Genomic DNA, 13,326 nt, shown 5'->3' with positions numbered 1-13,326 from the left:
AAGGCCATGGGCACAACAAAGTTTTGCGATATAGTTAGCAACACTGAATAGGAACAGCTAGTTAAAGCGGTATTGTCATGTCCAAACGTATTGCCATAGTCGAAGATGACCCAGCGATTAGAGAAAATTATGCATCTGCATTGCAAAAGCAGGGCTATGAAGTATCCACCTACAGCAGTCGTATTGATGCAGAAAAAGCGTTCATGCAACGATTACCTGATTTAGCTGTTGTAGATATTGGCTTAAATGAGGAGATAGATGGTGGCTTTATGTTGTGTCAGCAACTGCGCTCACTGTCAAAAACCTTACCCATCATCTTTTTTACCGCCAGAGATAACGATTACGACACCATTTGTGGTTTACGTATGGGCGCAGACGACTATCTCACCAAAGATATCAGCATGCCCCATCTATTGGCCCGCATTGCCGCCTTATTCAGACGCACAGAATTGCTCAACCAACCGCAAGTTGCCACGGATCTAATTGAGACAGGCGCTTTATTGATGGACAGCAACCGAATGACCGTAAGTTGGCATGGTCAGCCCATCGAACTGACGGTTACAGAGTTTTGGATGTTACATGCTATTGCCAAATATGCTGGCCATGTAAAAAGCCGCCAACAGCTTATGGATGAGTCAAAAATGGTGGTCGACGATACAACCATTACCTCCCACATTAAGCGTATTCGCAAAAAGTTTGTGCAGCTAGATAGTCAATTTGATCGCATTGAAACCGTGTATGGCATGGGCTATCGCTGGAAGTCTAGTTAAATTATGAACCGTATTCGCTTTGGCATCCGTTTAAAACTGTTGTTGCTGTCATTATTTTTGTTCGCCATACCTTGGTTGGGTTATCAGTATGTGTGGGAGTTAGAAAGCTACCTACGTACCGGTCAGGAACAAACCATGGAAGGTACGGCCCGTGCCGTGGCCACTGCGTTGCACGAAAGACCTTCACTTTTTGATAGCCAATCTTCCTATTTACAAGATGTTAAGCCGGGTACGGATCTGTACGCCCATAAAATTGTCGACCCTATCCAATTAGATGGTCAACTGGATGACTGGGTTGATTATCGGCATTTATCGCTGCGTTATGGGGAAATGCAATTAATTGAACAAAATGAATTTTATGACCCCGACAGTTTTCATTTTGAACATATGGTAGGGCAATATAATAAGTACCTGTACGCCATGTTTGAGGTGGTAGATGACCATCTGGTTTATCGCCCCAAAAATAGTCTTCGGGTTGACAGAAATGACTACCTTTTGATCGCAGTGACCAACCCCGAAGGTGATTTTAGACGCTACATTGTTGCTCCCCAGCAATCAGGTTGGGTGAACGCGTACTTGCTGGATGAAAAACCAGACTCATTGCGACCACTGTCTTTAGAAACGGCGATCCAAGGTAACTGGCTAGAAACTGCAAATGGTTACAACATAGAGTTACGCTTTCCGCTAGAAATAATGTCGAGCAAAATCGCCTTTGCCATAGCAGACGTGGATGACTTAAGCAGCCGGAAGCGAAAATACATCATAGGTACCGCGAACCCCAACAAATCCGACTCTTTGGGCACAGTTTTGGTGCCATCACCGGAAATTGAAAAGATTCTAAAAGGCTTAAAATATTCCAATGCAAGAGTCTGGGTAGTGGATAAACACATGCGAGTGTTAGCCCGATCTGGCTCTATTCAGGATGCTACTGGAGTACGTACAACACCTAAATCTGGCCGTAGGGATACCCTGTGGCATCGTATTGAACAGGATTGGTTGTTTCCGCTGTATTATCGAGTTCTCACCAAACCACCAGCAGATTTTGTTGATGAATTAGAAAATGCCTACGCACTTAAGGGCCAGGATTTAGCCAATGCCCTCACCGGAGCCGCGAGTTCTCAATGGCGTTTATCCCCAGACAACAAGGCTGTGGTGTTATCTGCCGCCCATCCTATTTTTATTGATGAGCAGGTTATGGGTGCAGTGGTGGTTGAGCAAACCACCCACGGCATTCGTACGCTCAGAAATCGGGCCTTAGAACAGTTGTTCCACGTTATTATCGCGGTGGTATTTTTAGGCACAGCCGCTTTATTTCTGTTTGCTTCTCGAATTTCTTTTCGGATCAGTAAACTACGTAATGAAACCGAGTCAGCCATTGATGAAAATGGTAAAATTCTTGGCAATATTCCGCGCTCCAATACCCAAGACGAAATAGGGGATTTATCCCGCACCTTCCATAGTGTGTTAGACAAATTGCAGCAATATAATCATTATTTAGAAAACATGAGCTCCCGTTTATCCCATGAACTTCGTACACCAGTGGCGATTGTGAAGTCATCGTTGGAAAACCTCTCCATGGAGCAAAACAACGGCAATGATGAACAAGAGAAACAGCAATATATTGAACGTGCACAAACCGGCATCCATCGTCTGAGTAAAATACTCAGCAATATGAGTGAAGCCACACGTTTAGAACAGGCCATCCAATACAGTGAACGGGAAAATTTTGAGTTAGCAGAGCTGCTAATTGGATGCACCGAAGGCTACCGAATTGCCTATCCAAAAAATAAGTTTTCGGTGAATACCCACGGCATTCAAAAAACCTTAAATGGTGCCCCAGAACTCTTTGCCCAGATGCTAGATAAAGTGATCGCCAATGCTGTGGAATTCAGTCCAGACGCCAGCACCATCATTTTGTCGTTAATCGAAAAAAGCGGAGATTTAGAGCTAAGCATTGCCAACACCGGACCTAAGTTACCTGACAATATGCATGAACAGTTGTTGAATTCTATGGTGTCGGTAAGGGAGCACCTGGTTGAACAAGAAGCTCATTTGGGGTTAGGTCTGTATATCGCCAAAATTATCGCCGAATATCATAAAGCCAAAATTCATATCCAGAATCGCGAAGACGAAAAAGGCGTAGAGGTGATTATTCGTTTGTAGGCGGGTGCTTTAGCCCCGCGAGATTGTGTGGTTTGGGGGCCATGGCCTAAAGGCCATGCTAAAGGTGATATACGGATTTCGCCTGTAGGCGGGTGCTTTAGCCCCGCGAGATTGTGTGGCTTGAGTGCCATGGCCTAAAGGCCATGCTACATAAAGAGCCCGTCCTTGGGCTGGAACTTCCTTGCTCCTTCCATAACCTTTACGTCAATTTAACGGTTTCTCGCAACAGTTGATCAACGCCGCCGTATACGTTCAAGTTGCTAACTTTTTCTGACACTTTTTCAAGTGACTCTAGCTCCTTCAAACGCAACAATGTTGGGTTGTTCTCCATCATTTTAGCGGTGTTTTGCAAACTTCTAGTGGCGGCGGTTTCTTCCCGACGTTTGATCACATTTGCCTCTGCGGCTTTTTGTGCTTCCACGACTTGGTTAAGAATCGCTTTGATCTCACCAGGCAGAATAATATCCTTCACGCCCACTCTTTCGAGCTTCACACCCACTGAATCCAGCTCTTGCTCAACCAATTCTTTTATGGTTTGGTTAACGTAAAGCTTATCTTCAAGCAGTGCATCCAGAGTCTTGGTTCCCACAGCTTCACGCAATGCCAATTGCATTGACTTGTAGATAAATTCGTCTAAATTCTCTACTTGTTCAGCCGCTACAACTGGATCTAAGGTTTTCACTGTAGCAGTTAGATTTACCCGCACTGTCACCCGATCTTTTGTCAAAATATCCTGACCAGAGACCTCCTGATTGCGAGATCGCAAATCATAGGTTTTCACCTCGATAGCGTGATTTAACTGCCAAAAACCATACATACCAGCGCTCAAGGATCTGACTAATTGACCATCTACATATAACAAAGCTACATGTTGAGGTTTTACTTCAACCATAGCTACTGGAGCACGCTTTACCGAGCCTTTTGAAGAAATCAATTTGGTCACTTCATTCTTGCCACGATGCTTAATTTCTTCCAACACCGAGCGGGTTACCTCAAGATCACCATTTAAGGACACTCGATCTAGACGATATTCACCGGCCGACTTCCATAACTGTAGGACTTCACCCGGTGCGACAATACCCATAAGCTGATCGTCAATATACAACAACCCTAGCTCGTCGTTAGCGAGCTTCCAAACATGCACCAATTCAGCCACTTCTGGGTAGGATTTAATCAAATAAAATGACTCAGGATCTGAGTAATAAATGCTGTTAGCATCAAAATACTTGGCTGTTAGAGCATTACTTAAATCCCATACTCGATGCACGCCTGCTTGTAACACTTGTTCGAATTTTTGATTTTTAAACACAAATGCAACTGAGTTTTCAGCAACGCTAAATACCTTTAAAAATTTTCCTTGTTCTGTCATTAGAATCTCTCCTTTTTTATTGCCTCGACATAGGTTTTGGACATGCCATAACAATATGTGACACAAGGGGTAACTAACTTGCGTGAATTGACAGCAAACAAGGTTGATAAGGTAAGCTTCGCATTCCCGATGCTTTGCTACTGCTACCGTGCAGTGCCTACCAAATCAATGTTGTTTGTGCGAGTCCACCACAGTGGTCAATCGCTAGCCTTGTGTCGGGCTATTACAATGTTTGTGGGATTCGAACCCACAAGGCTCGCGCCTTATCCTTTAGTCGTTTAATAATCAAACCAGATTATTTGCTTGTGGTGCAGCGCACCGTCTTAGTTGGTGTCTTTACATGAGATATACACCTTTGGCATTGCCACGTGCATCAGGTTGCCCTTAGAAACAACTCCGCTTCGTTAAAAACAATTTATGTATTACAAGCCCCATGCCAAAAAATTAAACGACTTAAATAAAAACATAACCCGTTGAAACAACTATACTTATTGAAATTTCACAAATCATCAATACAGAATGACTTTCACAAAACCTATCTTTTTCGATATATTAATATTTTTTTAGATAGTTTGATAAATTATGAAACGCAAAAATGTCATGTTTGCCATTCTAGGAGTGGTTAAAGACCGCAAAGGACGGGGTGTGAACCGTTGGCAAACTTGGCGGCCGACCATTAGTGCAGTTATGCAAGATGATTTTCAGGTCGATAGACTAGAGTTATTGTATGAACCCTCTCACCTTAGTTTAGCCCGCCGAATCTCTGAAGATGTAGTAGCAGTCTCTGCTAACACAGAAGTCGTGCTGGTTGAAACTGCATGGAATAATCCGTGGGATTTCGCTGATGTGTACCAGTGGTTATATCAACATGCCAGTCATTACAATTTCGATACCGATAAAGAAGATTATTACCTGAACATCACCACTGGTACCCATGTAAATCAAATCTGCATGTTCATGTTAAGCGAAGCGCAAATTTATCCAGCCTCAAAATTGGTACAAGTTTCCCCAGATCCAAATGGCGCTAACCCAGCTAAAGGGACAATCAGTATTGTCGATTTAGATCTTTCTAAATATGCGGCATTAGCAGCCCGTTTTTCAGAACAATCAGCCTCAGCACAGGAATTTCTAAAGGCCGGCATTCAAACTCGTAATCCAGGGTTTAACCAGCTCATTAATGAAATAGAACAGGTCGCCATTAACGCTACAGATCCCATGTTATTGGAAGGCCCAACGGGTGCCGGTAAAACTCAACTGGCAAGACGTATCTACGAGTTAAAGTCTTCTCGGGGGGGCGTGTCGGGGAGCTTAGTGGCTGTTAATTGTGCAACCTTAGTCGGCGACGGAGCAATGTCTGCCTTATTCGGACATATCAAAGGTGCTTACACAGGGGCACAAAGTGCGCGAGAGGGTTATTTAAAAAGTGCCGACCAAGGAATACTATTTTTAGATGAGATTGGGGAATTGGGTATTGATGAGCAAGCCATGTTATTGCACGCCATTGAAGAAAAACAATTTTACCCTGTGGGCAGCGATAAGGCGGTAAACAGTGACTTCCAGTTAATTGCTGGCACTAATTTAGATTTGCGCAAAGCAGTGTCACAAGGTCGATTTAGAGAAGACCTGTTAGCCAGAATTGATATTTGGAATTGGCGTTTACCGGCGTTAAAAGAGCGGATTGAAGACTTTGAAGTAAACTTAGACTTTGAATTACGTCAATATGCCCGACTAAACAATCTACACATCCGTTTTGGAAGTGAAGCCAAAAAACGCTATTTACAGTACGCTCGAAGTGAGAAAGCTTTGTGGAGCGCAAACTTTCGTGACCTCAATGCCAGCGTAAAACGCATGGCCACTCTTAGTAAAGAAGGACGCATTGGCACGAGCAGTGTGGAAGCAGAAATAGCAAGGTTAAATCAGCGTTGGCATGCAGAAACTAACGCCGACAATATTGAACTAAGCCGATATATTGGCGAAGACCAACTATCTACTATGGATGTGTTCGATCAAATGCAATTGAGAAACGTCATTCAAGTTTGTGTATCTTCGACAAATTTAGCTGATGCAGGACGTAAACTATTTAATGTTAGCAGGCAACATAAAAGTAGTAGCAACGACTCTCACAGATTGAGAGTTTACTTACAGAAGTTTGATTTAAGCTTTGCCCAACTTAGCAATTAATAACTTTCCCATGGATAAATGGCCCAATCCATAGTTAATTTCATAGCGCTATGTAATAAATATTAAAATCATCAGGTCTAAGGTAACAGACCTTAAAAGTGCAGGACAAGGGAACACCTTATGGCATCTGAAAACAAGATTAAGTTAAACAACAAACTGATTAAAATAATCGCTTTTATTGCCCTAGGTACCATGATTTATCTGGCTTATCAAGGCTTTCAGAGTTACCTGGGCCAAGAGGCTAAGGATAAAATTGAAATAGAAATGTTGGATTTTGATGTGGCAATGGCAAAAGCCCAGGCCCACGATAAATTAATACTGGCTGATATGTCAGCAATTTGGTGCCCCACATGCCGCAAACTCGACAGCACAGTATTCACCGACGAACAAGTTGAAAAAGTCATTGATGAAAACTTTGTCTTCGCTCGAGTGGATTATGATTCAGAACAAGGCCAATCTTTCGCTCAACGCTATCGTGTCACCGGCTATCCGGTATTGCTGATTATTAATCAACGGGGCGAAAAGCTAACCCGTTTACCACTGACTTTTGACAGCATGGAATTTATTGGCAATTTGAACAAGGTACTTCATGCCCAACAACAACTCAACAATTGATAATGTGTTGTTAGGCATGTTTTTAAATTAGTGGATTGAATTAGAAACCGCACTTATTTGGATAATATTTATACTCCACTGTAGATTGATTGCAATTCCACGTAATACCTAAATCTGAGGCTTCAGGAATGAGCACCATATTGCCGTTTTCGGGGGGTAAGTTAATATACACAACTCCCTTGACCACCTTGATTGGATCCAGTTGTGAACTGGTAAGATCGCCACTGATAACCAATTCGTCCATATTTTCAGGCCACTGTTCCTCAGATAAAGCATAATCCTCCACCTCGGTCATCACCGAATTAGCCGTCACCTTAGCTTCAGCCATCATCACTTTGCTGAGATACCCTTGATAAGCAGGAATAGCGATAGCGGCAAATATTCCCAGCACACAAATCACGGAAATAAGCACCGCGATAAAAGCTACCACTTTGCCTTTTTCCCTACCAGCGGAAACCCCTTGGTTGTATTTTTCATTCCATTCATCTTGAGAAGTACAGAGGAAGGCAATGCCTTCGATGATCCCTACTACCCAGGGGATATATGTCCAAAAGAACAATAAATAAAACAGTCCCCACCACTGACCTAAAAAGAAGCGATGAAAACCAAACATCCCCCCAAACAACGCCAAGGTTGCCGCAGCAATTCGACTTTTATATTGGAAGGTGTCTTGAATTTCTCCACAGCTAAGACATTTGGGAAAATCGATTGGATTTAAAACTTCGCAATTTTTACATCTGCTATCCATGCTAACCCCTTAATTTTTATACAGTATATTCATATTTAATGGGGCTTAACAAGAAATTGTTAGATTATTTTTTAATCAACATCGATTAGAGTAATTTTAATCCCGATACGGCGTAGACCATCAAGGTAATCTGGGGGTATGTTACTGTCGGTGACAATTTGATTAACGCCCATGGGCTCAAGAATTTTATGCAAGCATACATGACCGAATTTAGAAGAGTCAGTGACCACTATAATTTCACTGGCCACTTTACACATTAGCTGATTTAGCAAAGATTCAACTTCAAAATGGGTAGAAACCCCCCTTATCCATATGGAAACTATCTACGTCTAAGAATAGTTTGTCGACATTTAAATCTTTTAGCGTGAATAACGCGCTACTGCCGAAAACTGACTAGCTTTTATGTCTGAGGGTTTCCCGCAAATACATTACTTCAATGTTCTATTGAAGTTTCAACTCGTTGACAATATTAATACTATTGCTCACAACGGTAATATTCTCTCGGCCGCCCAAATTAGAGGCCAACTTGAAGGTTGAGTCGGAGTCCAAAATAATGGCATCACCATAACAGCGAATGGTGACACTAGATACTCTCAATTGCCAAACCCACCATTTCTTTAGGGGCTCATTTGTAAGCTTGTAAATGAGCCTTGTCAGTATAAATACATAGTTTAATTTACGTTGACCCCACGAACCCAATGTAAAAATGTCTGTCGTTTTTGGGGATCAATTTTCTCTGATTGCTTTTGCAAGGATTCTATCTCTAAGTCAAATGGCTCATCACCTATTTTAGGAATATCGACCTTGAGTAAGTTGTTCTCTTGCTCTTGATTGTCTCCGGCAAATTCTAATATTGCCGCCAAAGTAACTAAATTATCCTCTTGAATACCTGCACCCGACTCATAGTTGCGCATTGCTAAGTATCGAGCTCGATTCACATAACGTTTAATGTTTCTAGGGGTCCGATGGGATAGGCCAAGGGCTTTGACCCAGATAGATACGGTTTTAAGAAACTCATCAGAATCATTCTCGACGATGCGTTTTCGCTGGCGAAAACGCTCAACGCGGATTAACAATGCAATAAATGCCAATATGATTACCGGCATCAAAACCTGAATATAGTATTGATTAGACTCAAACACCGCATAATTCAATATTTTGCTGGCCTTGGGTTGGGTTTGTTGTCTATCTTGCTCCGCAGAGCCTGAAGCTGGCGTATTGCTACCTTGGGTTTCAGTGTCTGTTGATAGATTTTCATAAGCATCCTTAAACACTGGGCTCTCACTTTGGGGGCTGCCACTCATTTCAGAATTCAGCACATTTGCTAGGTAACTTCCCAAGACTAAACTCAGAATAAATATCATTAATAACAATAGCGGTTTCACCCAAGGTAAAATGGATGTTGATACTTTTGTTTGTTCTGCCAATAAACCATCAAACTGTTCACTGTTGGCAATAGGTACAGGGATTTCAATATTGATGATTTTTTCAAGATAGCGTTTCGCCATCGTTTTCAGAGCATCATTATCTAATTCATCATGAGTGCCTTGATAATAACTACAAATAGCATTTTCAATGGGCGCACGCTCCATACCCACAATGATGTAACAATCACCACTTGAAACTAGATAATTGATGGTTTCCATTACATCCATGATACGCTGCTCTTTGCATCGATCTAAATCATCAATAAAGATCGTCAAAGTACTGTCACCCAGAGCGTTACAGAGTAGATTAAACTCTTTGGCAAATTTTTCTCGCAAACCCACATTTGCTCTAAGATCTAAGTTGCTGCCTGGGCTACGTAATAATGTTTTTAAAACGTTTGTATTCACTAAACCAGAAATACGATCCATTCCCCCCCTAAGTATTGAAAAAGCTCCGAACACCGCGCCTAAATAAGGGATCGCCTCAGCGGAAAGGTTCGACAAGGGTTTAAAAGAGGCCTCACCTGAGGTGACTATGTACCCTAACGAACACAAAAATATCACGGTCACAGAAAAGAAAAACACCGGCGCCTCCGTCCAGCGCATTTTTAGCAGATTCCAACGATATAAAAGACCAGCAGCAGTCCAAAAAGGAGGAATGGCATTAGTCTGAATTGCACTCAATAAGCCCGCTAGAAATTGTTCTTCATTTTGGTGGTGCCAAGCATTAACCCAAACGGGGTGAAGACGAAAACTCTCTAAGTTTTGTTTTAAAAAATACATTAACGACGACTTACCACTTCCCCACACGCCGGTAATTGCCAAGGTTAACGGTGCTTTCGTGCCCGCATTACGTAAAAAGCGAGATAATGCGGAGGAGATTTCGATAAACCCTAGTTTGTCTTGAGTTAGGTCATTAGCTGGAGAATCGGAGACAAAACTATCAATGAGTTGCTGGGATTTGATGATTTCTACATCTTTTTCACCATGATTAGCCACTAGTATCCTCAACGCCATAAAAATACTCATGGCCAATACTAATAATGCCAGCGGAGAAGGAAAAACCTGATGTTCCCTAGTTTTTATTTCGGCCATCCAATTTGGGTTGCTTTGCATTTGCTGATCAATGGAAAAAGTGCGGAATAAAGCACTAGGCAGAATGACTTCTGTGAATTGCTGACCATTTTCATCTTTAAATACAATAATATCTGAATTGTAAATAACCCAAGTTTCATCCTCATTCTGCACACTTGAAATAGTTACAGCTTCATCTTTGGAGGAAGGTAATGGCGTCCACTGTAGTTCAGGTGTCGCTGGTGTAATAGTCACAAAGACTCCACTATTGGGTCCAAAGCCTTCTTGCCAATCGTCTGTATAGTGGCGTTGAAAACCATAACCAGTCACTTCAATTAGGGTTGATGAAATCCCAAAATAGGACGCAATAAACTCACCGACAGTTTGCGCTAATTCAATCGACTGTTGCTGGGCGTAATTAGCGTTGTAAGCTATTTTTTGTTGTTTAGGTGACTCTGCTTTGGCACTTCGAGGGGATTGCCTTAACCTGTCTAGATCATCATTAGTTAATGGTTGATTCGGCGAGATATAACCGAATATATTGATTGTTTGAATTTCAATATCGGCTTGAACGACCTCAGATAACAGCGCAATCACCTCAGATAATAACGGCTCCGACGCCCCCTCACCGCTGATTGGCAAGATAAAGTTTTGAGCGAGGTTAGGTAGCTTAGATTGTTGACTAACTCCGTTGGCTGGCTGACTATTTTTATAAGGCAAATACAACAGACTTCCATCGTCAAATTGTAAACTGAGTTGTCTTTCATTCACTTGATAAGCACGCAATTCAGCGGGGGTATCAACTATGTTCAAGCGTAATGCTGCGTTTCGCTCTATTGGGTAATACCAACTCTGTGCACTGAAAATATTAAATGGACTGATAAGTGGAGTGGGGTTTAACGGGCTTAATTTAGAAATACCCACACATAGTGCTATGCCCACCAGCATAACGGCAATAGAAGCAAGAAATCGAACTTTAGGAAAAGTCGATTTAGTTGAGGTTTCCTCTGAATCAATTTCTAGGCCGTCTACTTTTTCCTGCCTAGGCTCTTGAGAGCCACCTTTGGTTACCTCTGTTTCATATTCAGCCTGCATGTTCCAATTCCGTTGTCACTTATAAGCGTTACTATTGAGTATCAACCAAACCGATTAATAGTGCAAAAAACAAACAGAAAGTTTACCCTAGGGTTACTATTAAAAATTGTTCAGGCTTTAATAAACGCTGATTTCAAATTCAAAGGAATAGGCATAAACAGCCACATTAGCTGGCAAAATAGGCAACATCATGACCAAATTAAATACAGTTTTGATAACGGGTGCATCCGAGGGAATTGGTAGAAGCTTTGCTGAAACCTTCGCTAAGCACGGTCACGAATTAGTTTTAGTGGCTCGAAATCAGCAGAAGCTAAATGAATTAGCTATTTATTTGAATGCAAAATATGCCGTGACTTGCCACGTTTATCCATGGGACTTAAGTCTTAAAGAAAGTCCACAAAAACTATATGAACAATTATTAGCAGATCAAATTGAAGTGGACATTTTGGTCAACAACGCGGGCATGATGCAAATAGACCCCATTCAACAAGCGGATGTAGAAACGCTCAACAACTTAATTCAACTGAACATTCAAAGCCTAGTCAATATGACCCGCGTATTTGTTGGCCCTATGATTGCAAAGGGCGAAGGCCGAATAGTCAATGTAGGCTCTATAGCCAGCTTTATGCCGACCCCAAGTTTTAGTGCATATGGTGCAAGTAAAGCATTTGTACTGTCATTCAGCGAAGGAATTTCTGAAGAGCTTAAAGGCACAGGAGTTACGGTTACCTGTGTGTGTCCTGGCATTACCGAAACAAAGATGCTAAACGACGCCCACGGGGTTGAAAAATATATTCCCAAATTCCTCAAAGCTCAACCAGATACCCTTACAAGCGACGCGTATAAAGCGATGATGAAAGGTGAGGTAGTGTTCTTAGATAAATTGGCCAATAAAATGTTAGTGCAATATGCCACCCATTATCCTCGTTGGATGGTGCGTCGCATTAATGGGCTATTTCGTAGATTCACCCTCTGAATTTAAACAGTTATGAAAATCTAATCTATACTGTTTCAAGGTTTAGTTAACTATTTTAATGGGAGAAAGTCATGTCAAATCCGGTAGGTTGGTTCGAAATCTACGTTGATGATATGGACCGTGCAAAAGCCTTTTATGAAAAGGTTTTTAAAACTGAATTGGAGGCCATAGGCGACCTCAATGATGACAATTTAACGATGGTAGCTTTTCCCTCTAATATGGAAAAATATGGCGCAGCAGGTGCACTAGTTAAAATGGCCGGATTCAGCGCTGGCGGAAATAGCACACTGGTCTATTTTTCCTGTGATGATTGCGCAATAGAAGGCGAAAGAGTGACAGAAGCCGGGGGACAAGTGCAGCAAGAAAAGATGTCAATTGGTAATTACGGTTTCATCATTCTAGCTTTAGATAGCGAAGGCAATATGTTTGGTTTACATTCCTTAAAATAAACAAACCTTCCCTGTAGGCGGGTGCTTTAGCCCCGCGAGATTAGGTGGTTTGGATTCCACGGGCTGAAGCCCCTGCTACAGGTGCGGTGGTGTATTTCCTTAATCTTGCGGTTTCCATGTAGGCGGGTGCTTTAGCCCCGTGAGGTTAGGTGGTTTGGATTCCACGGGCTGAAGCCCGTGCTACAGGTTCGGTGATATATCCCCATAATCTTGCGGTTTCTTTGTAGGCGGGCGCTTTAGCCCCGCGAGATTAGGTGGTTTGGATTCCACGGGCTGAAACCCGTGCTACAGGTTCGGTGATATATCCCCATAATCTTGCGTTTTCTTGTAGGCGGGCGCTTTAGCCCCGCGAGATTAGGTGGTTTGAGTTCCACGGGCTGAAGCCCGTGCTACAGGTTCGGTGGTATATCCCCTTAATCTTGCGGTTTCCATGTAGGCAGGTGCTTTAGCCCCGCGAGG

Annotated in this window: 11 protein-coding genes; 6 read left to right on the top strand and 5 right to left on the bottom strand. The window is 42.4% G+C overall.

The window, feature by feature from the left end:
* Positions 1 to 77: 77 nt before the first annotated feature.
* Positions 78 to 770 carry a proteobacterial dedicated sortase system response regulator gene (pdsR, locus tag AB6T38_RS10260; protein WP_372547234.1) on the top strand — a complete coding sequence of 231 codons (693 nt, stop codon included), beginning with the start codon at positions 78 to 80 and terminating at the stop codon, positions 768 to 770.
* 3 nt (positions 771 to 773) lie between these two features.
* Positions 774 to 2,933, top strand: a complete 2,160-nt coding sequence (pdsS, locus tag AB6T38_RS10255) for a proteobacterial dedicated sortase system histidine kinase (protein WP_372547233.1) — start codon at positions 774 to 776, stop codon at positions 2,931 to 2,933.
* 199 nt (positions 2,934 to 3,132) lie between these two features.
* On the opposite strand, the gene AB6T38_RS10250 is transcribed toward pdsS, so the two are convergent.
* Entirely contained in the window at positions 3,133 to 4,302 is a 1,170-nt protein-coding gene (locus AB6T38_RS10250) for a slipin family protein (protein ID WP_372547232.1), read from the bottom strand.
* Positions 4,303 to 4,884: 582 nt separating this feature from the next.
* Between AB6T38_RS10250 and rtcR the strand changes: the two genes are divergently transcribed.
* Together rtcR and AB6T38_RS10240 are read left to right on the top strand one after the other, a co-directional pair.
* Positions 4,885 to 6,483, top strand: coding sequence for an RNA repair transcriptional activator RtcR (gene rtcR / locus AB6T38_RS10245; protein ID WP_372547231.1), 1,599 nt, complete (start codon positions 4,885 to 4,887; stop codon positions 6,481 to 6,483).
* Positions 6,484 to 6,603: 120 nt separating this feature from the next.
* On the top strand, positions 6,604 to 7,098 hold the full coding sequence (locus tag AB6T38_RS10240) for a thioredoxin family protein (RefSeq protein WP_372547230.1): 495 nt from the start codon (positions 6,604 to 6,606) through the stop codon (positions 7,096 to 7,098).
* 40 nt (positions 7,099 to 7,138) lie between these two features.
* On the opposite strand, the gene AB6T38_RS10235 is transcribed toward AB6T38_RS10240, so the two are convergent.
* The 4 genes from AB6T38_RS10235 to AB6T38_RS10220 all read right to left on the bottom strand — a co-directional run bounded on the left by AB6T38_RS10235 (position 7,139) and on the right by AB6T38_RS10220 (position 11,442).
* Positions 7,139 to 7,846 carry an NINE protein gene (locus tag AB6T38_RS10235; protein WP_372547229.1) on the bottom strand — a complete coding sequence of 236 codons (708 nt, stop codon included), beginning with the start codon at positions 7,844 to 7,846 and terminating at the stop codon, positions 7,139 to 7,141.
* Between the two features lie 71 nt (positions 7,847 to 7,917).
* Positions 7,918 to 8,118, bottom strand: a complete 201-nt coding sequence (locus tag AB6T38_RS10230; RefSeq protein WP_372547228.1) for a hypothetical protein — start codon at positions 8,116 to 8,118, stop codon at positions 7,918 to 7,920.
* Positions 8,119 to 8,287: 169 nt separating this feature from the next.
* Entirely contained in the window at positions 8,288 to 8,443 is a 156-nt protein-coding gene (locus tag AB6T38_RS10225; protein ID WP_372547227.1) for a hypothetical protein, read from the bottom strand.
* Positions 8,444 to 8,517: 74 nt separating this feature from the next.
* Positions 8,518 to 11,442 carry a P-loop NTPase fold protein gene (locus AB6T38_RS10220; RefSeq protein ID WP_372547226.1) on the bottom strand — a complete coding sequence of 975 codons (2,925 nt, stop codon included), beginning with the start codon at positions 11,440 to 11,442 and terminating at the stop codon, positions 8,518 to 8,520.
* Between the two features lie 190 nt (positions 11,443 to 11,632).
* Between AB6T38_RS10220 and AB6T38_RS10215 the strand changes: the two genes are divergently transcribed.
* Positions 11,633 to 12,418, top strand: a complete 786-nt coding sequence (locus AB6T38_RS10215) for an SDR family NAD(P)-dependent oxidoreductase (RefSeq protein WP_372547225.1) — start codon at positions 11,633 to 11,635, stop codon at positions 12,416 to 12,418.
* Between the two features lie 71 nt (positions 12,419 to 12,489).
* On the top strand, positions 12,490 to 12,867 hold the full coding sequence (locus tag AB6T38_RS10210) for a VOC family protein (RefSeq protein ID WP_372547224.1): 378 nt from the start codon (positions 12,490 to 12,492) through the stop codon (positions 12,865 to 12,867).
* Positions 12,868 to 13,326 lie beyond the last annotated feature (459 nt).

The organism is Aliiglaciecola sp. SL4, from assembly GCF_041538045.1.
Classification (GTDB): domain Bacteria; phylum Pseudomonadota; class Gammaproteobacteria; order Enterobacterales; family Alteromonadaceae; genus Aliiglaciecola.
Note: the sequence above shows the minus strand (reverse complement) of the source record. Positions and strands in the feature narration are given on the sequence as shown.

Coding starts and splice junctions, on each gene's coding strand:
- pdsR (WP_372547234.1), top strand. CDS start 78: ATGTCCAAACGTATTGCCATAGTCGAAGATGACCCAGCGATTAGAGAA.
- pdsS (WP_372547233.1), top strand. CDS start 774: ATGAACCGTATTCGCTTTGGCATCCGTTTAAAACTGTTGTTGCTGTCA.
- AB6T38_RS10250 (WP_372547232.1), bottom strand. CDS start 4,302: ATGACAGAACAAGGAAAATTTTTAAAGGTATTTAGCGTTGCTGAAAAC.
- rtcR (WP_372547231.1), top strand. CDS start 4,885: ATGAAACGCAAAAATGTCATGTTTGCCATTCTAGGAGTGGTTAAAGAC.
- AB6T38_RS10240 (WP_372547230.1), top strand. CDS start 6,604: ATGGCATCTGAAAACAAGATTAAGTTAAACAACAAACTGATTAAAATA.
- AB6T38_RS10235 (WP_372547229.1), bottom strand. CDS start 7,846: ATGGATAGCAGATGTAAAAATTGCGAAGTTTTAAATCCAATCGATTTT.
- AB6T38_RS10220 (WP_372547226.1), bottom strand. CDS start 11,442: ATGCAGGCTGAATATGAAACAGAGGTAACCAAAGGTGGCTCTCAAGAG.
- AB6T38_RS10215 (WP_372547225.1), top strand. CDS start 11,633: ATGACCAAATTAAATACAGTTTTGATAACGGGTGCATCCGAGGGAATT.
- AB6T38_RS10210 (WP_372547224.1), top strand. CDS start 12,490: ATGTCAAATCCGGTAGGTTGGTTCGAAATCTACGTTGATGATATGGAC.